At 66.9% G+C, this 19,397-nt stretch carries 16 protein-coding genes; 6 read left to right on the forward strand and 10 right to left on the reverse strand.

Features of this window, described 5'->3' with window-relative positions; all coding sequences use genetic code 11:
• Nucleotides 1–2: 2 nt before the first annotated feature.
• From betT to IHE57_RS03215, 3 genes are all read right to left on the reverse strand, one after another.
• Nucleotides 3–2,069 (reverse strand): choline BCCT transporter BetT, encoded by a 2,067-nt coding sequence (gene betT / locus IHE57_RS03205; RefSeq protein WP_209370759.1) that lies wholly within the window; start codon nt 2,067–2,069, stop codon nt 3–5.
• Between the two features lie 250 nt (nt 2,070–2,319).
• Nucleotides 2,320–3,699 (reverse strand): short-chain fatty acid transporter, encoded by a 1,380-nt coding sequence (locus IHE57_RS03210; RefSeq protein WP_209370761.1) that lies wholly within the window; start codon nt 3,697–3,699, stop codon nt 2,320–2,322.
• Between the two features lie 163 nt (nt 3,700–3,862).
• Nucleotides 3,863–5,242 (reverse strand): NAD-dependent succinate-semialdehyde dehydrogenase, encoded by a 1,380-nt coding sequence (locus IHE57_RS03215; protein WP_209370763.1) that lies wholly within the window; start codon nt 5,240–5,242, stop codon nt 3,863–3,865.
• Between the two features lie 274 nt (nt 5,243–5,516).
• Here IHE57_RS03215 and IHE57_RS03220 point away from each other — a divergent pair, with 274 nt between their 5' ends.
• A complete protein-coding gene (locus tag IHE57_RS03220) occupies nt 5,517–5,870 on the forward strand; it encodes a nuclear transport factor 2 family protein (protein WP_209323802.1) in 354 nt (117 codons plus the stop codon).
• 102 nt (nt 5,871–5,972) lie between these two features.
• Here IHE57_RS03220 and IHE57_RS03225 read toward each other — a convergent pair whose 3' ends face one another.
• The gene (locus tag IHE57_RS03225) at nt 5,973–6,893 is read right to left on the reverse strand and encodes a 3-hydroxyacyl-CoA dehydrogenase NAD-binding domain-containing protein (RefSeq protein WP_209370764.1); all 921 of its coding nucleotides are present in this window, start codon (nt 6,891–6,893) and stop codon (nt 5,973–5,975) included.
• 108 nt (nt 6,894–7,001) lie between these two features.
• On the opposite strand from IHE57_RS03225, the gene IHE57_RS03230 reads away from it, so the two are divergent.
• A complete protein-coding gene (locus IHE57_RS03230; RefSeq protein WP_209370766.1) occupies nt 7,002–7,865 on the forward strand; it encodes a hypothetical protein in 864 nt (287 codons plus the stop codon).
• A 147-nt stretch (nt 7,866–8,012) separates the two neighbouring features.
• Here the strand turns inward: IHE57_RS03230 and IHE57_RS03235 are convergent, their stop codons facing one another.
• The 5 genes from IHE57_RS03235 to IHE57_RS03255 all read right to left on the reverse strand — a co-directional run bounded on the left by IHE57_RS03235 (nt 8,013) and on the right by IHE57_RS03255 (nt 13,695).
• Complete coding sequence (locus tag IHE57_RS03235; protein WP_209370768.1) at nt 8,013–9,644, reverse strand: long-chain-fatty-acid--CoA ligase; 1,632 nt, start codon at nt 9,642–9,644, stop codon at nt 8,013–8,015.
• Between the two features lie 187 nt (nt 9,645–9,831).
• Complete coding sequence (locus tag IHE57_RS03240) at nt 9,832–10,593, reverse strand: enoyl-CoA hydratase (RefSeq protein WP_209370771.1); 762 nt, start codon at nt 10,591–10,593, stop codon at nt 9,832–9,834.
• Nucleotides 10,594–10,915: 322 nt separating this feature from the next.
• On the reverse strand, nt 10,916–11,479 hold the full coding sequence (locus IHE57_RS03245; protein WP_253719865.1) for a GNAT family N-acetyltransferase: 564 nt from the start codon (nt 11,477–11,479) through the stop codon (nt 10,916–10,918).
• A gap of 8 nt (nt 11,480–11,487) precedes the next feature.
• Nucleotides 11,488–12,762 carry a trans-sulfuration enzyme family protein gene (locus IHE57_RS03250; RefSeq protein ID WP_209370773.1) on the reverse strand — a complete coding sequence of 425 codons (1,275 nt, stop codon included), beginning with the start codon at nt 12,760–12,762 and terminating at the stop codon, nt 11,488–11,490.
• Nucleotides 12,763–12,795: 33 nt separating this feature from the next.
• Complete coding sequence (locus IHE57_RS03255; RefSeq protein WP_253719866.1) at nt 12,796–13,695, reverse strand: LysR substrate-binding domain-containing protein; 900 nt, start codon at nt 13,693–13,695, stop codon at nt 12,796–12,798.
• Between the two features lie 104 nt (nt 13,696–13,799).
• On the opposite strand from IHE57_RS03255, the gene IHE57_RS03260 reads away from it, so the two are divergent.
• The 3 genes from IHE57_RS03260 to IHE57_RS03270 all read left to right on the forward strand — a co-directional run bounded on the left by IHE57_RS03260 (nt 13,800) and on the right by IHE57_RS03270 (nt 17,932).
• Entirely contained in the window at nt 13,800–14,918 is a 1,119-nt protein-coding gene (locus IHE57_RS03260) for a YeiH family protein (RefSeq protein ID WP_209370775.1), read from the forward strand.
• Between the two features lie 132 nt (nt 14,919–15,050).
• The gene (locus tag IHE57_RS03265; RefSeq protein WP_209370776.1) at nt 15,051–16,361 is read left to right on the forward strand and encodes an NAD(P)/FAD-dependent oxidoreductase; all 1,311 of its coding nucleotides are present in this window, start codon (nt 15,051–15,053) and stop codon (nt 16,359–16,361) included.
• 155 nt (nt 16,362–16,516) lie between these two features.
• Nucleotides 16,517–17,932 (forward strand): SLC13 family permease, encoded by a 1,416-nt coding sequence (locus IHE57_RS03270; RefSeq protein WP_209370777.1) that lies wholly within the window; start codon nt 16,517–16,519, stop codon nt 17,930–17,932.
• A 175-nt stretch (nt 17,933–18,107) separates the two neighbouring features.
• Here the strand turns inward: IHE57_RS03270 and IHE57_RS03275 are convergent, their stop codons facing one another.
• Nucleotides 18,108–18,695 carry a GNAT family N-acetyltransferase gene (locus tag IHE57_RS03275; RefSeq protein ID WP_209370778.1) on the reverse strand — a complete coding sequence of 196 codons (588 nt, stop codon included), beginning with the start codon at nt 18,693–18,695 and terminating at the stop codon, nt 18,108–18,110.
• Between the two features lie 212 nt (nt 18,696–18,907).
• Between IHE57_RS03275 and IHE57_RS03280 the strand changes: the two genes are divergently transcribed.
• Entirely contained in the window at nt 18,908–19,234 is a 327-nt protein-coding gene (locus tag IHE57_RS03280) for a GNAT family N-acetyltransferase (RefSeq protein ID WP_209370779.1), read from the forward strand.
• Nucleotides 19,235–19,397 lie beyond the last annotated feature (163 nt).

Raw genomic sequence — 19,397 nt, forward strand, 5'->3', positions numbered from 1 at the left:
CCTCAGTCCTCTCCGTGGGCGATGTTCTCCTGCAGCTGCAGGAACTCGACGTGGCGTTCGTACTTGTCCAGCACGTCATCGATGATCTGCTCCTTCGAGTAGCCCATGATGTCGTAGCCCTGGCCGGCGCCGCCGTCGAGATAGACCTCCATGCGGTAGTAGTCCTCGGTGCCGCGCGGGACGACCCCGCCGAACGAGGGAACACTGACCTTGTGCGGCCAGATCTGGTACCGGAACGGGAACTCCCCTGCGCCGTCGACCTCGAACTGGATGAGTTCGCCGTCGTCGACGAACGCTCCCTCGGAATCGACGCGACCGCAGCGGGAGCTGATGCCGCGGTCCTCCATCTCCGCGGCCACCTCGTCGAGGGTCGGGATGAGGACCTGCTGTTCGAACTCGCGGGCCCGCGAGGCGTTCGGGAAGGACAGCACCCGTCCGAGCTGCCTCTGCCAGGTCTCGTTCCCGGGCCCGCGGGAGCGGCGGGCCAGCGAGGCGGGCAGGCTCGTGTCGACGCTGTCGACCCTGTTCGCTTCGACCCGAAGCGCCTTGTAGAGGCCGATCATGACGAGGATGACGACGAAGGCGAAGGGCAGACCCATGATCACCGTCGCATTCTGCAGGGCTCCGATGCCGCCGACGAGCAGCATCGCCACGGTCAGTGCACCGGTCGCCAGGGCCCAGAAGATGCGCAGTCCGGCACGGCCGTCCTCCTGCGGATTGTGCAGGTTCGACGACAGGTTCGCCATCACCAGGGCCGCGGAGTCCGCGGTGGTCACGTAGAACAGCAGCGCCGTGAGCGTGGCCAGTCCGGCGATGAAGGCGAACGCCGGATAGTTCGACAGCAGTTCGTAGAACCCGCCCTCGGGGTTGAGCATGGTCTTCTCGCCGAATTCCTTGTCACCGCTGCGAATGAGGTCGAGCGCCGAGTTCCCGTAGATCGAGATCCACATGAAGATGTAGATGAACGGAATGGTCAGGGTGCCCAGCACGAACTGGCGGATGGTCCGGCCGCGGGAGATGCGGGCGAGGAAGAGTCCGACGAACGAGGCGAAGGCGATCCACCAGGCCCAGAAGAACAGGGTCCAGTCGGTCATCCAGGTTCCCGTGTCCTCGAATGCGAAGGTCTGCCCGGCCATGTTCGGGAACAGGCGGATGAAGTCGGTGACGTTGAGCACGAGGGCGTTGAGCAAGAACTTCGTGTTGCCGGCCACGAGCACCCACAGGCTCAGTCCGATGGCGAGCACCACGTTGAGGATCGACAGGAACTTGATGCCCTTGTCGACTCCCGAGACAGCCGAGAGTGTGGCGACGCCGACGCCGACGACGACGATTCCGATCTGGGTGGCGGTGCCGATCGGCAGACCGAAGACCGTGTTGAGACCGACGTTGACCATGACCACGCCGATGCCCAACGAGGTGGCCACACCGAAGATCGTACCCAGCAGAGCGGCCAGGTCGACGGTTTCGCCCAGAGTGCCCTGCACGCGCTTGCCGAAGATCGGGGCCAGTGCCGAGCGGATCGCCAGCGGCATGTTCATCCGGTAGGCGAAGTACGCCAGGGCCATGCCCATGAGTGCGTAGAGGCCCCACCCGCTGAGTCCGTAGTGGAACAGCGCCCACACGGTGGATTCGCGGGCCGCGTCCACGGTCTCCGGCTCGGTGCTCGGCGGGGTGAGGTACATCGTGACCGGTTCGGCCACGGCGAAGAACATGAGGTCGGTGCTGATGCCGGCGGCGAAGAGCATCGACGCCCAGGCGACGAGCCCGAATTCGGGCTTCGAATGCTCGGGACCGAGCTTCGTGTTGCCGTAGCGGGAGGCCGCGAGGTAGATGACGAAGACGAGCACGGCCAGGACGAGGAGGACGTAGAACCAGCCGAACCAGTCGGAGGTCCATCCGACCACGGCGCCGAGCACCGCCTCGGCGTTGGATGGAGAGATGAGAGCCCAGACGGTGATGGCCAGGGTGCCGATCGCTGCAGCGATGAATACTCGCTTATTCACGGGCGGCAACGAGGCTTTGGCATCTCCCTTCGGCCCACTGGGAGAGCTATCGACTGATGCTGACATGTTTCTGCTCCTTATCCGGACGCGGTGGCGTCGTGGCATCGGTCCCGGTCGAACAGTGTGCGCAACCGGGCATGATCAACGGTTGTTGCGTAGTGGAGGGTTCGAACCTCGACGGCCTTCCCTCGCTCAGGGGACGGCCAACAGTGGAGGTTACCACAGAGACACTTACGGTCACTTTCCCGGGCGCTCGCACTCCACAGGGGAGGTTGCGTCTCTCACACCGGACTCGGCGGCAGTCACAGGGCGGGTGTCACAGAGAGACGAGGAAGAGCGCCAGAGCCATCACCACCCCCGAGCCGAGGAACGTGACGACCGTGTAGCCGAGGATGTCGCGCATCTTCAGACCGGCGATCGCAAGCACCGGCAGGGCCCAGAACGGCTGCAGCATGTTCGTCCACTGATCACCGTAGGACACGGCCATGATCGCGATCGACGGGTCGACGCCGAGCTGATTCGCGGCATCGAGCATGATCGGGCCCTGCACGGCGAACTGGCCGCCTCCGGACGGGACGAAGAAGTTGACGAGGCCGGCTGAGAGCAGCGCGAGGACACCGAACGAGGTCGGATTGGCGATCGAGACGAGAGCGTCGGAGAAGACCGCGATGAGTCCGGTGGTGGACATGATGCCGAGGATCCCCGCGTAGAGCGGGAACTGCAGGAGGATCTCGCCGACGTTGGAGGCGGCCTCCTTCGTCAGGTGGATGAGCTCGAACGGGTGGCGCACGAGCAGCAGGATGAGCGCAAGGAACGACCAGTTGACGATGTCCAGCGTCAGTCCCCCGCCTTGGGCGAAGTGGATGACGAGGTAGACGACGAGGGCGAGGCCGACGATGAGGGTGAGGATGCGCGAGGCGTCGATGCGGTCGGCAGGGGTGACGACCTCCTCGTCGACTTCGGTCTGCTTCTCCGAGGTCACCGAGGCGGGCAGTTCGTAGACCGGTGCCCCGGGCTTGGGTGCGATGAGGAGGAAGAGGAGGCCGCAGACGACGATGACGCCGAGGATGGCGAGCATGTTCCAGCCGGAGAAGATCGTCTCGGTCACGGGCACCGTCTTCCCGCCGAGGGATTCGGAGAGGAAGGAGTCGGGGGTCGCCGCGGTGAGCGGACCGGAGCCCGAGTACCCCATGTGCCAGACGACGAATCCCGAGTAGCCGGCGGCCACCAGCAGCGGGAAGTGGACCTTGATCCCGCGTTCGCGCGACTGGACTGCGATCTCGCGGGCCAGCAGCGCCCCGACGACGAGGCCGAGGCCCCAGGTGATGAGGCTGGCGAGCGCGGCGACGAGGAACACGAAGACGTAGGCGAAGGTCGCATTGCCCGGTACGCGGGCGAGCCGGGCGAGCAGTTTCCGCACCGGCCCGGTGTTGGCGAGGATGTGGCCGAGCAGGAGGATCAGCGACATCTGCGTCATGAACTCCAGCAGGCCGGCCAATCCATCACCCCAGCCGATGACGACCTCTCCGGGACCGGCATCGGTCAAGATGAGGGCGAGGACCGCGACGATGAGTGTGAGAACGATGGCGAAGGTCAGTGCCGATGGGATCCATTGTTCGAGGAACCGGTTGACCGGCCGCATGATCCCTTTTGAGGCTGCGGCGTTGACCTGGGACGACGGCTTCGGTGCCGACATGGGGAGACCTCCCGCTGAGAGTTAGCTGTGTACCGTCTCAGCATACAATCAGGGCGCTGTCCCCCGATAGGGAACAGCGCCCTGAGTGAGCGGTGCCCGGCAGTCCAGCAGGGAGCCGCCCGAACCGGTGCCGATCAGTGCGACCGGTCGGGAGCTGGGCGCATCAGTGCTGCTTGTACACGAGCTGTTTGTTGACGAACTCGTCCATGGCCAGCGGTCCGAGTTCACGTCCGACGCCGGAGCGCTTGACGCCGCCGAAGGGCAGGTACTCTCGGGTGCCCTCGGGCGAGTTGAGGAAGACCATGCCCGCATCGATCTGGGCACCGATGCGCTCGGCCCTCTCGACATCGCCGGAGAACACAGCGGCGCCGAGGCCGAACGGGGTGTCATTGGCCATCTCGACGGCCTCTTCCTCACTGCTGACCCGGTGGACGATGATGGCCGGGCCGAAGAGCTCCTCGTAGTAGCCGCGCATCCCCTTCTTCACATCGGTGAGCACGACGGGTTCGACGTAGGCGCCGCCGCCCTCGTAGCGCTTGCCTCCGGCGAGCAGGGTCGCTCCCTGACTGACGGTGTCCTGGACCTGCTCGATGAAGCGGTCGGCGGCGGCCACCGACGACAGCGGCGAGAGGCGGGAGCCGTCCTCGCCCGGGTCGGCGGGGGTTCTCTTCTTGGCCTCCTCGGTGATGGAGGCGACGAAGTCGTCGTAGAGGTCGTCCATGACGATCATGCGCTTGGGCGAGTTGCAGGCTTGACCGGTGTTGCCCATGCGGGTCTTGAAGAACGTCTTCGCGGACTCCTTCACATCCTCGGAATCCAGCAGGATGTAGGGGTCGGAGCCGCCGAGTTCGAGCACGGCCTTCTTGAGGTTCTTGCCCGCCTCGGCGGCCACTGCCGCACCGGCGCGTTCCGAGCCGGTCAGGGACACACCGTGGTTGCGCGGATCGGGCAGGATGATGTCGGCGACCTGCTCGTTGCTCGCATAGATGTTGATGTAGGCGCCTTCGGGCAGACCGGCCTCGATGAAGATCTCCTCCATGAACTGCGCCGAGCGCGGGCACTGCGGGGCGTGCTTGAGCAGGATCGTGTTGCCCAGGGCGAGGTTCGGCGCGGCGAAGCGGGCGACCTGGTAATAGGGGAAGTTCCAGGGCATGATGCCCAGCAGCGACCCCACGGGCTTGCGACGGATCATCGCGGTGGCGTCCTTGGGCCCGCGCAGGGGCTCATCGGCCATGAACGCCTCGGCGTTGTCGGCGAAGTACTTGTAGATGAGGCTGCACAGCCCGACCTCGCCCTTGCCCTCGGGCACGGCCTTGCCCATTTCGAGCTTGATGACCTCAGCGAGCTCCTCGGCGCGTTCGGAGTAGATCTCGGCGACGCGGGCGAGGATCGCGGCGCGTTCGGCCACGGGCGTCCGGCTCCATTCGGTGAAGGTCGTCGCTGAGCGGTCGAGAGCGGCGAGGATCTCGGAATCGGTGGCGGTGGCGAACTCTTCGGCGACTTCGCCGGTCGCCGGGTTGGTCACGCGGTAGACGGTGGTCATGACTGTCCTCGTTTCTCTTCGGGGTGGCTCGGGAGTCTCCTCCCACGCTATGGCCGAAACCCCGCGACGGCAACGCTCAACCACCTCCGGGACGACTTCTTGAGCATCTTGTCAGTTCGCCGGCGCTCTCTGTGCGCTGCGACGGCTTGCTCTGCGACGATTGGGCGCTGCATCGGCTTGCGCTATGGGGATCGGGCACTGCATCGGCTTGCGCCGCAACGTTCTGCACTGTGACGGACGATCATCAGCAGGTCGACACTGCTACGGTAAGGGCATGGCCAGTGTGACTGAACTCGTGAAGCGCTACTACACCACCGTCGATGCAGGAGATGCGGACGCCACTTCGGCACTGTTCGCCGCCGATGCCAGCTATGACCGCCCCGGCTATCCGACGATGGTCGGGCGGCAGATCACGGACTTCTACCACGGCGAGCGGGTCATCGAATCCGGAGCGCACTCCCTGCAGGAGATCCTCGTCGAAGGTGACAGGGCCTCGAGCCGAGGCGTGTTCAACGGCCGGCTCAAGGACGGGTCCGAGACCTCGGTGGGATTCGCCGACTTCTTCCTCTTCGACACCGACGGCCTCATCGCCGAGCGCACCACGTACTTCTACCAGGCCGCGGTCTGAAACTCTGCGCCTGAGGGCTCGTCGGCTCGGGCTCCGCGCCCGTCAGTGATCGAGGCCGCGCGCGTCGAGCACGGTCCGCCGGATCCCGTCGCAAACGGCAAGTCAGTGATCGAGGCCGCGCGCGTCGAGCACGGCCCGTTGGATCCGATCGCGGGCCTCGGCGGCCGCCGCGGTCGGAGCCGGCCCATAGGCCTGCTCCACCTGCGCGAAGACCTCGCCCATCGCCGCGGGATCGACGTCGACGGGCAGATCGTCGATCGCTGCGAACGCGGGACCGATATGGTCCATGAAGCCGCGGATCCCCGCTTCTCCTCCCCCGAAGTGCATGCCTTCGAACTGGCCGACGGCCGACCATCGCAGGCCCAGCGAATTCTTCATCACCGCATCGAGATCGGGTGCCGAGACCACCCCGTTCTGGACGAGCGAGATCGCTTCTCTCATCAGCGCATTCTGCAGGCGGTTGCCGACGAAGCCGCGGACCTCCTTCTTGAGCACAACAGGTTCACGACCGCAGCTGCGATAGAACTCGACCGTGGATGCGACCGTCTCCGCCAAGGTCACCGGAGAGGGCACGATTTCGACCAGCGGCATGAGGTGCGGCGGGTTGAAGGGGTGACCGACGATGACCCGCGGCGCCGCCGAAGCGTCGAGGTGCTCGGCGATGGATGATGCCGGGATCGTCGACGAGGACGTTGCGAGCACGGCATCGGCGGGGGCCGCCTCGGCGATCTGAGAGAACAGCGCCGGTTTGGCTTCGGGGTCCTCGGGCCCGGATTCCTGGACGAAGCTCACGCCGTCGACCGCGGCCTCGACGGTGTCGGCCTCCTCGACGGTCCCGACCTGCGACGCCACCTCGCCGCGGGCGGACGCATCGGCGGTGACATCGGCCTGGAGCCCGGCGACCACCTCGGCGAGATCGTCGCGGGGGTCGAAGACCCGCACCGTGTATCCGCTGCGAGCGAAGAGATAGGCGAACGACCGGCCGATGGTGCCGGCACCGATGACAGCGACTGCAGTGCTCATGCCTCCAGGCTATACCTGTGCTCAGGGGTGCGGGAGGCCCGTGGTCCGCGTGCGAATCGTGACCGTGTGCGCCCGCCGGACCGCACGCTTCGATGGCACAATGTCACCATGACAGCGAACGCAGGACTGAGAACAGTGGACTCGGAGATCATCGCCCTGGCCGAGGACGAGTACGCCGCCGCGGCCGAGACCGCAGGCATCGAGGTGCGGGAGATCCACACCCCCACCGAGGCGGCCAGGGCGTCCCTGCTGCTCGACGAGGTCTGGAACGTCGACGAGACGGGTGCGAACGTCTTCGAACCCAGCCTCATCATCGCCTTCGCGCACGCCGGCAACTACGTCTCCGCGGCCTACAGCGTCGACGAACCCGACGAGATGATCGGCGTGACCATCGGCTTCTTCGGTCAGCCCCTCGGCACTGTCATGCATTCGCACATCGCCGGCGTGCGGCATCAGGTCATCGGCCGCGGTGCCGGATCAGCGATGAAGCTGCATCAGCGTCTGTGGTGCCTCAATCTCGGCATCACGGAGATGACCTGGACTTTCGATCCGCTGGTGGCGCGCAACGCCTACTTCAACTTCCAGCGCCTCGGTGTCGGCATGGTCGAATACCTCGAAGACTTCTACGGCCAGATGCGCGACGGCGTGAACTCCGGCCAGGCCAGTGATCGCATGATGGTCTCCTGGCCTCTCGACCGGCCCGCACGCGTGTCGACCGCCGATCCTGGTTCGGCTTTCTCCTGCCTGCGCGCCGATGAGGACGGAACGCCTCTGCTCAGCGAGGTGCCGAAGGAGACCGAACTCGTCACCCTCGACTTCCCCTCGGACATCGAGGACCTGCGCGGTCAGGACGCCGAGCTGGCCAGTCGCTGGCGGCTCGCGCTGCGGGAGGCACTCACCGGCCTCATCGCCGACGGCTGGGTCATCGACACCTGCCTCAAAGGCGGAACCTACCTGCTCCACCACCCCTGAGCGTTCTGAGGGCCGACTTCTGTTCTGAGCCAGCCCTTCCTCTGCGGGGAACTTCTTTCACCGAGACAACGGCGGAGCGCCGAGACCCCTGTGCACACACCGTGGTCTCGGCGCTCCGCCGTTGTCTAAAGCAATGCCCCGCTCAGCTCACCTCTCGTCCCAGTTCTTGCGCAGGAGCTTCTTGTCGAGCTTGCCCACCGAGGTGCGCGGCAGCTCATCGACGACGTTGACCTCATCGGGCATCTGCCACTTCGCGAAGCGCTCACCGAGGGTGGCGATGATGTCCTCACGGGTCACCTCGGCGCCGTCATTTGCCACGACGTAAGCGATCGGCCGCTCGTCCCACTTCTCGTCGGGAACGCCGATGACAGCGGCCTCCTTGACGTTCGGGTTGTCGAGGATCCCGTTCTCCATGTCGATGGACGAGATCCATTCGCCACCGGATTTGATGACGTCCTTGAGCCGGTCCGTGATCTTCAGGTAACCGTGCTCGTCGATGACGCCGACGTCGCCCGAGCGCCACCAGCCGTCGAGGAACCTCTCGGCATTGTCCGGCAGCTTGTAGTAGGACTCGGTGATCCACGGTCCGCGCATGAGGATCTCGCCCATGGACTGGCCGTCGCGTGGCAGCTCCTCCCCCGCCGGGTCGACGATCTTCATCTCCACGCCGATGATCGGCAGGCCCTGGCTGCGCTTGAGGTCCCAGCCCTCTTCCTCGCTGAGGTCCATGCCGGGCTTGAGCTTCCAGTTCGTCGTCGCCAGCGGCGTGGTCTCGGTGGCACCGTAACCGTGGATGACCTCGGCGCCGGTGATCTCCTTGAACCCGCGCATCAGCGACAGCGGCGGCTCGGACGAACCGGACACGAGGCGGACGCCGCTGAGGTCGGGCGCCTGCGGCATCTTCTTCATCATGGCCAGCATCGGCGAGAAGATCGCAGGAGCGCCGTTGGCCAGCGTCACCTTCTCCTCGATGAAGGCCTGTGCGATGGCGCCGAACTCCTCGGCGGCGAACTTGCCCGGCAGCACGAGCTTCGAACCTGCGGCCACGGCGTTCTGCGGGAAGCCCCAGGACAGAACGTGGAACATCGGGGTGATGGGCATGACGCAGTCTTCGAAGTCCGCATGCAGAGCCGCCAGTCCGCCCATGGTGTGCAGATAGATCGACCGGTGGGAGTAGTAGACGCCTTTCGGACGACCGGTGGTTCCGGTCGTGTATCCGGCGTAGGCGGCGGTCGTCTCGTCGATGACCGGCCAGTCGTAGGTCTCGGGTTTGTCGGCGATGAGGTCCTCGTAGAAGACGACATTGTCCAGGTTCGTCTCGATCTCCGAGGCGGGTTTGTCCGTCATGACGACCCAGCCCTTGACGTCGAGCTTCGGAGCCAGCGATTCGGCAACGTGCAGGAGCGATTCGTCGACGAAGATCCAGTCGGACTTCGAGTGGCTGACCACGAAGGCGAGGTCCTCCGGGGCCAGGCGCAGGTTGAGCTGGAGCATGGTCGCTGCGATGCCGGGGACGGAGAAGTACAGCTCGAGGTGGCGGCGGGAGTTCCAGTCGATGACGCCGACCATCGATCCCGCGCCGATGCCGAGTTCGCCCAGACCATGGGCCAGCTGCGCCATGCGCTTGAACTCTTCGGTGTAGTTCGACCGGCCCCATGAGCCGTCCGAGCGGCGGTAGACCACCTCGGATTCGCCGAAGACGGTGGCCGCGTGGCGGATGAGAGTGGTGGTGTTGAGCTGATAGCTGTCGCCCAGGGTGGACGGGATTCCGGTCAGCATGAGACTCCTTTGTTCGCGATCAGTTCCTGCCTCGGCCCCGTGGTCGCGGCAGGGGGTGTCCGTGATCGCCGATTGATCGGTGGGCGATCGTCACCGTCAGACTATCCCCGAAGGGATCGCCGAGCGCAGATCGGGCCGGAACGTTATCAAGGAGCAACGGCACCGGTTGCCTGCGTCGGCTCCACTGTCACTTCCCGGTGAAGACCGGTGCACGTTTGCCGACGAAGGCAGCGACTCCCTCGGCGAAGTCCTCGGTCGCGCGCAGGTCCGTCTGCCCGGTCTCCTCGCGGCCGAATGCGTCATCGAGGGACGTCAGGCTCGATCGGTTGATCGCCTGCTTCGACGCGGCCAACGCCTGGGGCGCGCCCTGAGCGAAGGCGGCGGCGAGCTCAGCGGCACGGCTGAGGTGCTCACCGGAGGGGACGACCTCGCTGGCCAGTCCCCAGTCGAGAGCGTCGGCGGACTGAAGCTTCTCCGCCGTCAGCGCCATCCGCATGGCCCGATGACGACCCGCCGAGGCGGCGACGAGTGCCGTGGCACCGCCGTCCGGCATGAGCCCGATCTTGGTGAAGGGCAGCATGAGATAGGAGTCCTCACTCATCACCACGTAGTCGCAGGCCAGCGCCAGGGAGCAGCCGATCCCGGCGGCCGGTCCGGAGACTGCGGCGATCACTGGGATCGGCGCTTCGGTGATCGAGCGGATGATCGCGTTCGCGCGGTCGAGTTCGATGTTCTCCTTCGATCCGGCTTCACCGCGCAGGTCGGCACCGGAGCTGAACGCCCGGTCGCTGCCGGTGAGGATGAGTGCGCGGGAGTTCGCGGCCGCCTCGGCGACGGCATCGCCGATGGCCTGGAACGTCGCCTGGTTGAGCGCGTTGAGGCTCTTGGGCCGGTTGATGGTGATGGTCGTGACATCGCCACTGACCTCGGTGAGAACACTGGTGGACAATGCGACTCCTTCGTACGTCTGCGAGGCTGCTTCCGTGGCGCTCGTGCTTCGCTGAGCTTCCACGGGCTTCACTTTAACGTACGTTAAGTTGATCCGCGTCACATATCCGCGGTGATCAGAGCCACGAGCCCGTGGCACTCAGAGCCACGAGTCCGCTGTGCCAGGGCACTCGCCGCTGACGCATGGGGCGCTGAAGTACGGAGCGGCGGAGCACAAGCCCGCACCGCGAGGCGCATGGATGTCTTCTGTGGGTGGATCCACCGCGATATTCGGCCGCAAATCGTGATGGATCCACCCGCAGGAGACGATGCGTGGTGCAGCTTCAGCGCAGGGTCGCGTCCAGCTGGGCGGCAGTGAGTTCGCGATCGGCGAAGACCAGGCGCACGGCCGCCGCGTCGGGATTGCCGGCGTCCGGAGCCCGGTGGACGATCTCGAGGCCGAGTTTGCGGGCGACCACCGCCGAGGCGATGTTGTGCTCGAGCAGATAGGCCACGACCGGCAGGTCGGCATCGACGGTTCCGGCCGCATCGATGGCATCGCGGGAGACCGCCGTTGCCAGGCCGTTCCCCTGCGCTTCGGGGCGGAAGCGGTAGCCGAGGTTCCAGAACGCCCCGGGTTCGCTGTGGGACGCCCCGGGCCCGGACACCCCGCGCAGCGAGCACCCGCAGTGGCCGACGAGCTCTCCGCCGACGGCCTGTCTGACCATCCACGGTCCGAGCCCGTCGAGCTCCCACTGGGATTGGAGCTTGACGAGGATCGCCTCGGCCTCTTCCCTCTCCGTCATGCGTCCGCTCGGCAGGTGCGTCCACACACGCGGGTCGGAGTCGATGGCGAAGAACTCGTCGACGTCGTCCTCGACGGGGCGGTCGAGGACGTAGTCGGGCATCCGGCCCATCAGCCCAAAGCCGCCGCGAGGTCGGTCCACAGGTCGTCGAGGTTCTCGATCCCGACGCTCAGCCGGAGCAGCCCTTCGGGCACCGACTCGGGTTCCGAGGGGTGGCGCCGCCTGCGCTCGATGAGCGATTCCACCCCGCCCAGGGAGGTCGCCGGAGTCCACAGTCGGACCGCCTCGGCGATGGCGGTGGCCTTCTCGGCGGTGTCGACGGTGAAGGCGATGATCGCGCCGAACCCGTTCATCTGCGCCTTCGCACGAGCATGGCCGGGATCGTTCGGCAGGCCCGGATAGCGGGTCTCGACGACGGCAGGATGGGCGGCGAGGCGTTCGGCGATGGCCTGGGCATTGGCCTGAGCGCGGTCGAGGCGCACGGCCAGGGTGCGCAGACCGCGCAGCGCCAGCCAGACTTCGAACGGCCCGGCGATCGCTCCGCGCATCGACCGTTCGGTGTGCAGCCGTTCACGCAGATCATCGCTGCTTGTCAGTGCCGCGCCGAGGACGACGTCGGAGTGCCCGGCCAGATACTTCGTCACCGAATGGACGACGATATCGGCGCCGAGGTCGAGCGGGGTCTGCAGCAGCGGTGTGGCGAAGGTGTTGTCGACGCAGACGCGGAAGCCGCGCTCCTTGGCCGCCGCGATCAGCTCCGGCACATCGGCGACTTCGAGCATCGGGTTCGTCGGCGATTCGATCCACAGCATCCCCGGCCCCTCACCGGAACCGCCGACCCCCGCATCCGCCGCATCCCCAGCAGGCGCCGCGTCCCCAGCAGGCGCCGAGGCGGCCCCGGGCTCGCCTTCCCCCGCCGAGGCGGGCGCCCCCTTCGCAGCCGCCTTATCGAGGGCGGCGATGACCGCCTCGGTGTCGGCGATGTCGACGGTGTTGAGAGCGAAGCCCTGCCGGTCGGCGATCTGCGCCGCAGAGGCCAGTGCCCCCTGGTAGCTGTGCGTGGGAATGATGAGCGTGCCGCCGGCGGGCACGAGGCCGATGACCGCCGAGATCGCCGCCAGCCCGGAGCCGAAGACGAGGCCGGGAAGCGCCGCGTGTTCGAGCTGTGCCAGCGCCTCCTCGAAGGGCGTCCAGGCCGGGGTGTCGAAGCGAGCATAGGCATAGGGAGAGGACTCGATGTCACCGGAGCTGATGAAAGTCGAGGACAGGTCGATCGGCGGGTTCACCGAAGCGCCGTCGGCACGATCCGGACGACCGGTTTCGACGACGATGGTGTCCGGGGCGAGATCAGGACGGGCAGCTGCTGCGGGCTCAGGCGATGTCATGTGCCCAATATAGAGGTGCGATCGCCCCCGCGCTCAGCCGAGGCTGCTGATCATGTGCTCGAGGAGCAGACGCGCGCCGGCGGACTGCCTCCTCGTCGGCGGCCATACGGCGTGGAGTTCGCGCGAGAGGTCGACGTCGTCGGCGACCGGAAGCGGCAGCAGGCGGCCCGCGCGGAAGTCGTCGCGCAACGCCAGTTCGGACAGCACCACGGGAGCGACGGCCGTGGCCGCGGCGATCCGCAGCGCCGAGTTCGATCCGTACTCGCCGGCCACGCGCACCCCGCCGACCGCGGAGAGCGCGGAGTCGATGGCCTCCCTCGTGCCCGAGCCGAGCTCCCTGACCAGCAGCGGGACCTCCGCCAGCGCCGTGGCGCCGATCGGCTTCGTCCACGCTGCGGCGAAGTTCGGGGCACAGGCGATCATGAGACGGTCACGGCCGACGACCGCAGTATTGAGGTCGGCCGGCGGGGAGACGGACTCGATGAGCCCGAGATCGCAGCTCTGCCGTCGCACCCGGTCGATGACGGTCGCGGAGTTCTCCACGGACAGTCCGATGCCGATCTCCGGATGGGCGGCCCGGAAGGTCGTGAGGTGGTGGGGCATGAGGTATTCGGCCACCGTCAGCGAGGCGCTGACCTTGACGGTTCCGGCTCGGGCTTCCTGGATCGCCCTGACGCCGGCGTTGAGCGTGCCATAGGCTTCGACGACCTTCGAGGCCCATTCGGCGACGGCCTGCCCCTCCACGGTGAGTTCGGTTCCCCGCGGCGAGCGCCGCAGCAGCGGCACCTTGAGATCGCGTTCGAGGTTGCGCAGGCTGCGCGAAGCGTTCGGCTGCGCGAGATCGAGCTTGGCCGAGGCCTGGCCGATCGAGCGGGCGTTGCCGCTGAGCGCCACCAGCAGTCCCAGAGCCTGGAGCTCGGGCCAACTCTTCATATCCCCGAGGTCGTGCATATGACAATCATGACATATCAGATCGATATGGGTTGAGAAGGAATTGCCGTCTACTGCGCTGCTTGCTGCTTTGTCAGACTGAAGTCATGAATCGAATCGTCTCTCTGCTGCCCGGGCTGGCAGTCGCCGCCGCGGCCACCGCCATCGCCTGGCCCATCTCCATGCTCCAGCCCGTCCTCTCCCCACTCCTCGTCGCCATCGTGCTCGGCATCCTGCTCGGCAATCTCGTGCCCAATCTGCCCGAGACGTTCTCCCCCGGTCTCAACTTCGCGGCGAAACCGCTCCTGCGGCTCGGCATCGTCGCCCTCGGTGCGCAGGTGGTGCTCGGCGACATCCTCGACCTCGGCTGGCTCGTCCTCGTCCTCGCTGCGGTCATCGTCGCAGTCGGTATCGTCTCCGGACTCGGCCTGGCCCGCCCCTTCAAGGTCGACAAGGACCTCGCTGTGCTCATCGGCTGCGGCTTCGGCATCTGCGGTGCGGCCGCCGTCGCGGGAGTCGAATCGACCCTGAAGTCGAAGAAGGAGGACGTGGCCGCGGCGATCGGCCTCGTCGTCCTCTTCGGCACACTGATGATCGCGATCATCCCCGCCCTGTCCACGGCGTTCGGCCTGGCCCCGGAGACCGCGGGCATGTGGGGCGGTGCCTCCACCCACGAGGTGGCCCAGGTCGTCGCCATCGGCGGCATCATCGGTCCCGCGGCCCTCGAGATCGCCGTCCTCGTCAAGCTCGCCCGCGTCATCATGCTCGCTCCCACCGTCGCCGTGTTCAGCTATGCGGTGCGGCGCAGCGAGGAGAAGGCGCTGACGACTGCGCAGTCGACCACCGCCGAGGCGGGGGCCGGATCCGAGGCCACCACCGAGGCCGCAGCCGGTTCGCCGACGGACGACGGTGCCTCCTCGGGGACGGTGTCGACGAGGACCGAGAAGAAGCCGCAGAAGGCCGCACGTCCTCCGATCGTCCCGCTCTTCGTCATCGGCTTCCTCGTCATGGCCGCTCTGCGCACCTTCGGCCTGCTGCCGGAGTCCGCGATCACCGGACTGAGCTGGATCCAGACGGTGTGTCTGGCGATGGCGATGTTCGCCCTCGGCCGCGGTGTCCAGTGGCGGTCGCTGAAGAACCTCGGTGCCGGACCGATCGGTCTGGCCGCCTCGGTGACAGTCATCGTCGCTCTCATCGGACTCGGAGGAGCACTCCTGCTGACCTGAGAGCCTTCGCCCTGATCCGCAGCGCGGCCCCACCGCTGAACGGTGGGACCGCGTTCACGTGCTGGGACCGTCCGCCTCGAGCACCGCGGGCTCGCTACGATGAGACCACGACCGGCAGCGGAGGGACAGGTCATGGCAGTAAGAGCAGTCGTCATCGGCAGCGGCGTCATGGGCGCCTCCATCGCCTTCTCCCTGGCCAAGCGAGGCTATGCGGTCACGGTGCTCGACAAGAAGTCGGGACCGGCGCAGGGCTCGACGGCTGCGACCAGCGCGATCGTGCGGTTCACCTATTCGCTGCGCGACTCGATGGCTCTGGCCTGGGAGTCCAAACACGTCTGGACCGATCTGCGCAGCTATGTCGGTGCCGCCGGCTCCGAACCCGTCGCCGATTTCGTCCGCACGGGCATGGCCGTCCTCGACATCCCGGGCCTGCTTCCGCCGACGATCCGTAACGATTTCACCGCCCTCGGCATCCCCTTCGCCGATTGGACCGCCGCCGATCTCGAACGCGAACTGCCCGGCATCGACACGGCGAACCACTATCCGCCCGTGCGTCCCGAGGACCCGGCTTTCCTCGCCGAGACGAGCGAACGCGCGACCGCGCTCTTCACGCCCGATGGCGGGTACATCTCCGACCCGGTGCTGGCCACGGAGAACTTCGCCGCTGCCGCCCGGCGCCATGGTGCCGAGTTCGTCTACGGCGCCGAGGTGACCGGGCTCAGCCAGGGGGCCGCGACCGGGGCCGGCCGGTGGGTGGTCGGCCTCGCCGACGGGCGGACGCTGACCGCAGAGGTCGTCGTCAACGCCGCCGGACCATGGTCGGCCGGACTCAATGCTCTGGCCGGGGTCGGCTCGGACCACGGGGTCTCGTTGACGCCTCTGCGTCAGGAGGTTCACACCCTGCCGGCCGAATCGACGGTCACCCGCTCCGACGGCTCCTCGATCCCGGCCCTGCTCGATGCGGGGATCGGCACCTATATGCGCGCCGAGGTGGGCGGGAAGCTGCTCATCGGCGGAACGGAGCCCGACTGCGACGAACTCGAGTGGATCGCCGACCCCGACAGCGTCTCGATGACCGTGCGCTCCGCACAGTTCGAGACCCAGGCGCTGCGGGCCGCGAAGCGCTTCAACGACATCTCCGTCCCGAACCGGGCGCGTGGCGTCGTCGGAGTCTATGACGTCGCCGCCGACTGGACCCCGATCTACGACAGGTCCGAAGCCGCCGGCTTCTACCAGGCGGTGGGCACGAGTGGCAATCAGTTCAAGAACGCCCCGCTGGTCGGCGAGATCATGGGCAGCCTCATCGATGCCGTCGAAGGCGGGCATGACCACGATGCCGATCCGGTGCAGGTCCCGCTCGAGCGCACGGGCGGGCAGCTCGACCTCGGCGCGTTCTCCCGTCTGCGGACTCCGGCGACCACGAGCGGAAACGTGCTCGGCTGAGACGGCCCCACCTCGGCGGTCCTGCGATTTTCCGGTAATCGGGAATTTTCCGGCCACACGGTGCCGACGCCCCTGTCCCGGCAGGGAACGCTGATAGTGTCTCTCAGCGGACCCCCAGCGACGCTCAGCTCTGCCTCAGCCTTTCCAAGGACATCATGCTCACTCAGATCATCGCCCTGCTCATCTTCATCGCCCTGTTCGCCATCGGCGCGGTCCGCGGGGTGCAGATCGGCGTGCTCATGCTCGTCGGCGCGGCCGGCACCGGGCTGCTGCTCACCGATATGGCCGTCGAGGACATCGTCGCGGAGTTCCCCCTCGACATCATGATCCTGCTGGCCGGAGTCACCTATTTCTTCGCCATCGCGCAGGAGAACGGCACCGTCGACAAGATCATCGACTGGGCCCTCGAACGCGTCGGGTCCTCGGCCGTGCTCCTGCCCCTGGTGTTCTTCCTCATCACCGGGGCCATCGCCGCCATGGGCGCCCCTCTGGCAGGTTTGGTCATGATGCCGGTGGGCATGCAGGTCGCCCGCAAGTACGAAGTCGACTATGCGCTCATGGGTCTGGCGATCTGCTTCGCGATCGGTGCCGGCGGCTTCGCCCCGACCAGCCTCTACGGCATCGTCACCTACTCCACCGCCCGCGGCGCCGGCATCGACCTCTCGCCGTTCCTGCTTTTCGGCATCGCCGTCGTCGTCTACCTCGTCATGCTCACCGTCGCGTACTTCATGTACGGACGCTCCTTGTTCTCGAAGTCCGCGGTCCCGTCCGACACCGGTGCGCAGCGAAGCGCCTCGGCGACAGGTGAGCACGCTGCCGGTGGGCACGCATCCGGTGGACGGGCGACGATCTCACGGGGGTCGGCCTCGGCGACGAGCGTGGCCTTCGGCGAAGACGACGAGGACGAAGCGCTCTTCGACTCCTCGAGCACCTCAGAGGCCGCTGACTCCTCCCCCTTCACTTTCGTGCAGATCCTCACGGTCGTCTTGATGGTCGGTCTGATCGGCTCTGTGGTCGTGCTGGCCGCGATCGGCAAGGAACCGGACATCGGCCTGCTGTGCTTCATGTTCGGCGCGATCCTCTCGCTCATCGATCCCAGGACCGGCAAGGCCGCGCTGCCGAAGATCGACTGGTCGACCGTCCTCCTCGTCGGCGGCATCATCACCTTCGTCGGCGTGCTCCAGAACATGGGCGCGGTCGACCTTCTCGGGGAAGGCGCCGAGGCGATCGGGTCGCCGCTCCTGGCCGCATTCGTCCTCTGCGTCGTCGGCGGCCTGGTGTCCGCATTCGCCTCCACCACGGGCATCCTCGCGGCGCTGGTTCCCTTGGCGCTGCCTCTCATCGCGGCCGGCGGCGTCCCCGGATGGGCGCTCATCGCGGCGCTGGGCGTGTGCTCGGCCGTCGTCGACGTCTCCCCGTTCTCCACGCTCGGCGCCACCGTCGTCGCCACCGCCCCGGTCGAGGACAAGCCGCGTCTGACCCGCATCCTCGTGAAGTTCGGCATGTCGATGGTCATCATCGGCCCGGTCGTCCTCGTCGGCGGACTCGTCGTGCCCGCGATGATGTTCTGAGTCGTTCGGGGGCGACCTGCGAACCGGTCACGCCACTGCGTGTGCCGCTGGTCGAACACCACGTCTCCTACATCTGAACAGTGGCCAGGGTCCGGCGAGGCTGCTGCCCGAGCCTCCCGCCCCTCAGCTCAGCGGCTGTCCGAGCCTCCCGCCCCTTAACTCAGCTGCTGTCCCCTCAGCTCAGCGACTTGAGCAGCAGCACGAATTCGAGATCGTCGGACTTCGGCACCCCGAAGCGCTCGTCACCGTAGGGGAAGGGTTCGATCTCTCCGGTGCGTTCGTAGCCGCGACGTTCGTAATAGGCGATGAGTTCGGCGCGTTTGCCGATCACGCTCATCCGCATCGAGTGTGCACCCCAGCGTTCGGCCGCCCAGGCCTCGGCGAGGTTGATGAGCGCCGAGCCCACACCCTGCCCCTGGCCGAGCGGGGAGACCGCGAGCACCCCGAGGTAGGCCTCACCGTCTGTCGGCTCGCGCAGGTAGACGCTGGCCACGGCCCGGCCTTCGGCGTCCCGGGCGAGCAGGATGACGGAATCCGCCTCGGCGAGCATGTCCTCGGCCATCTGCACATCGAGACGCTGGCCGCCGAGGAGGTCCGCTTCGGTCGTCCACCCCTGCTTCGACCCCTCTCCGCGGTAGGCCGAGGACACCAGCGCGACATAGTCGGCGATGTCGGCGGAGGTGAGCTCGGCGACCTCGTACCCGGTTTCGCGCAGGATCAGCTCGTGCGCATCGACCGTGGTGACCGGGGTGGGTGAGGACATGGGACCGACTCCTTCATGAACATTCGGTGTGGGCACCGGCTGGGAGGGGTCCTCCGTCCGATGCTGTGTGCCCCACCAGGGTAGTCGGTTCACCGGTGACGAACCTATAGTGTCAGATGACAGGACAGCCGACTCGTCCGGCTGACAGAAGTGCCGACTCGTCGGCACGGCCGCGGAGCACCGCAGAGGCGCCACCGTCGAAAGGAATCACCATGGAACTCGAGATCTCAGGAGAGACCTTCACCTTCGCCGAGGATGCGGCGAACAAGCGCTTCACCGTCTCCCACGAGGGCAAGGTCATCGGACTCGTCGACTACATCGACCGCGAGCCGAGCGCCGACGAGACCGCCGACTCCCCCGTCCGCACCTTCACCCACACCGAGGTCTCGCCGGATTACGGCGGACGTGGGCTCGCCGGTCACCTCGTGCGCTTCGCGCTCGAGACCAGCATCGAGGCGGGACTGAAGTTCCGGACGACCTGCTCCTATGTCATGAGCTTCCTGCAGAAGAACACGGAATTCGACGAGTACGCCGCCTGACCTCTGCCGCACGCGGACTCTGGCTTTCCCGAGTTCGTCTGCGCAGCGGGGACCTGTTTCGACAGCTGACAGCCGCGGCGCCGGGACGCTCCGGTTCCCGGTTGTCCGGGCCCAGCAGTCGAACGTCGATCTCGGGCAACGAAATTCGCAGAGCACGATTCCG

The sequence above is a fragment of the Brevibacterium renqingii genome, assembly GCF_017808105.1.
Lineage (GTDB): Bacteria > Actinomycetota > Actinomycetes > Actinomycetales > Brevibacteriaceae > Brevibacterium > Brevibacterium renqingii.

Coding starts and splice junctions, on each gene's coding strand:
- betT (WP_209370759.1), bottom strand. CDS start 2,069: ATGTCAGCATCAGTCGATAGCTCTCCCAGTGGGCCGAAGGGAGATGCC.
- IHE57_RS03210 (WP_209370761.1), bottom strand. CDS start 3,699: ATGTCGGCACCGAAGCCGTCGTCCCAGGTCAACGCCGCAGCCTCAAAA.
- IHE57_RS03215 (WP_209370763.1), bottom strand. CDS start 5,242: ATGACCACCGTCTACCGCGTGACCAACCCGGCGACCGGCGAAGTCGCC.
- IHE57_RS03220 (WP_209323802.1), top strand. CDS start 5,517: ATGGCCAGTGTGACTGAACTCGTGAAGCGCTACTACACCACCGTCGAT.
- IHE57_RS03225 (WP_209370764.1), bottom strand. CDS start 6,893: ATGAGCACTGCAGTCGCTGTCATCGGTGCCGGCACCATCGGCCGGTCG.
- IHE57_RS03230 (WP_209370766.1), top strand. CDS start 7,002: ATGACAGCGAACGCAGGACTGAGAACAGTGGACTCGGAGATCATCGCC.
- IHE57_RS03235 (WP_209370768.1), bottom strand. CDS start 9,644: ATGCTGACCGGAATCCCGTCCACCCTGGGCGACAGCTATCAGCTCAAC.
- IHE57_RS03245 (WP_253719865.1), bottom strand. CDS start 11,479: ATGCCCGACTACGTCCTCGACCGCCCCGTCGAGGACGACGTCGACGAG.
- IHE57_RS03250 (WP_209370773.1), bottom strand. CDS start 12,762: ATGACATCGCCTGAGCCCGCAGCAGCTGCCCGTCCTGATCTCGCCCCG.
- IHE57_RS03255 (WP_253719866.1), bottom strand. CDS start 13,695: ATGAAGAGTTGGCCCGAGCTCCAGGCTCTGGGACTGCTGGTGGCGCTC.
- IHE57_RS03260 (WP_209370775.1), top strand. CDS start 13,800: ATGAATCGAATCGTCTCTCTGCTGCCCGGGCTGGCAGTCGCCGCCGCG.
- IHE57_RS03265 (WP_209370776.1), top strand. CDS start 15,051: ATGGCAGTAAGAGCAGTCGTCATCGGCAGCGGCGTCATGGGCGCCTCC.
- IHE57_RS03270 (WP_209370777.1), top strand. CDS start 16,517: ATGCTCACTCAGATCATCGCCCTGCTCATCTTCATCGCCCTGTTCGCC.
- IHE57_RS03275 (WP_209370778.1), bottom strand. CDS start 18,695: ATGTCCTCACCCACCCCGGTCACCACGGTCGATGCGCACGAGCTGATC.
- IHE57_RS03280 (WP_209370779.1), top strand. CDS start 18,908: ATGGAACTCGAGATCTCAGGAGAGACCTTCACCTTCGCCGAGGATGCG.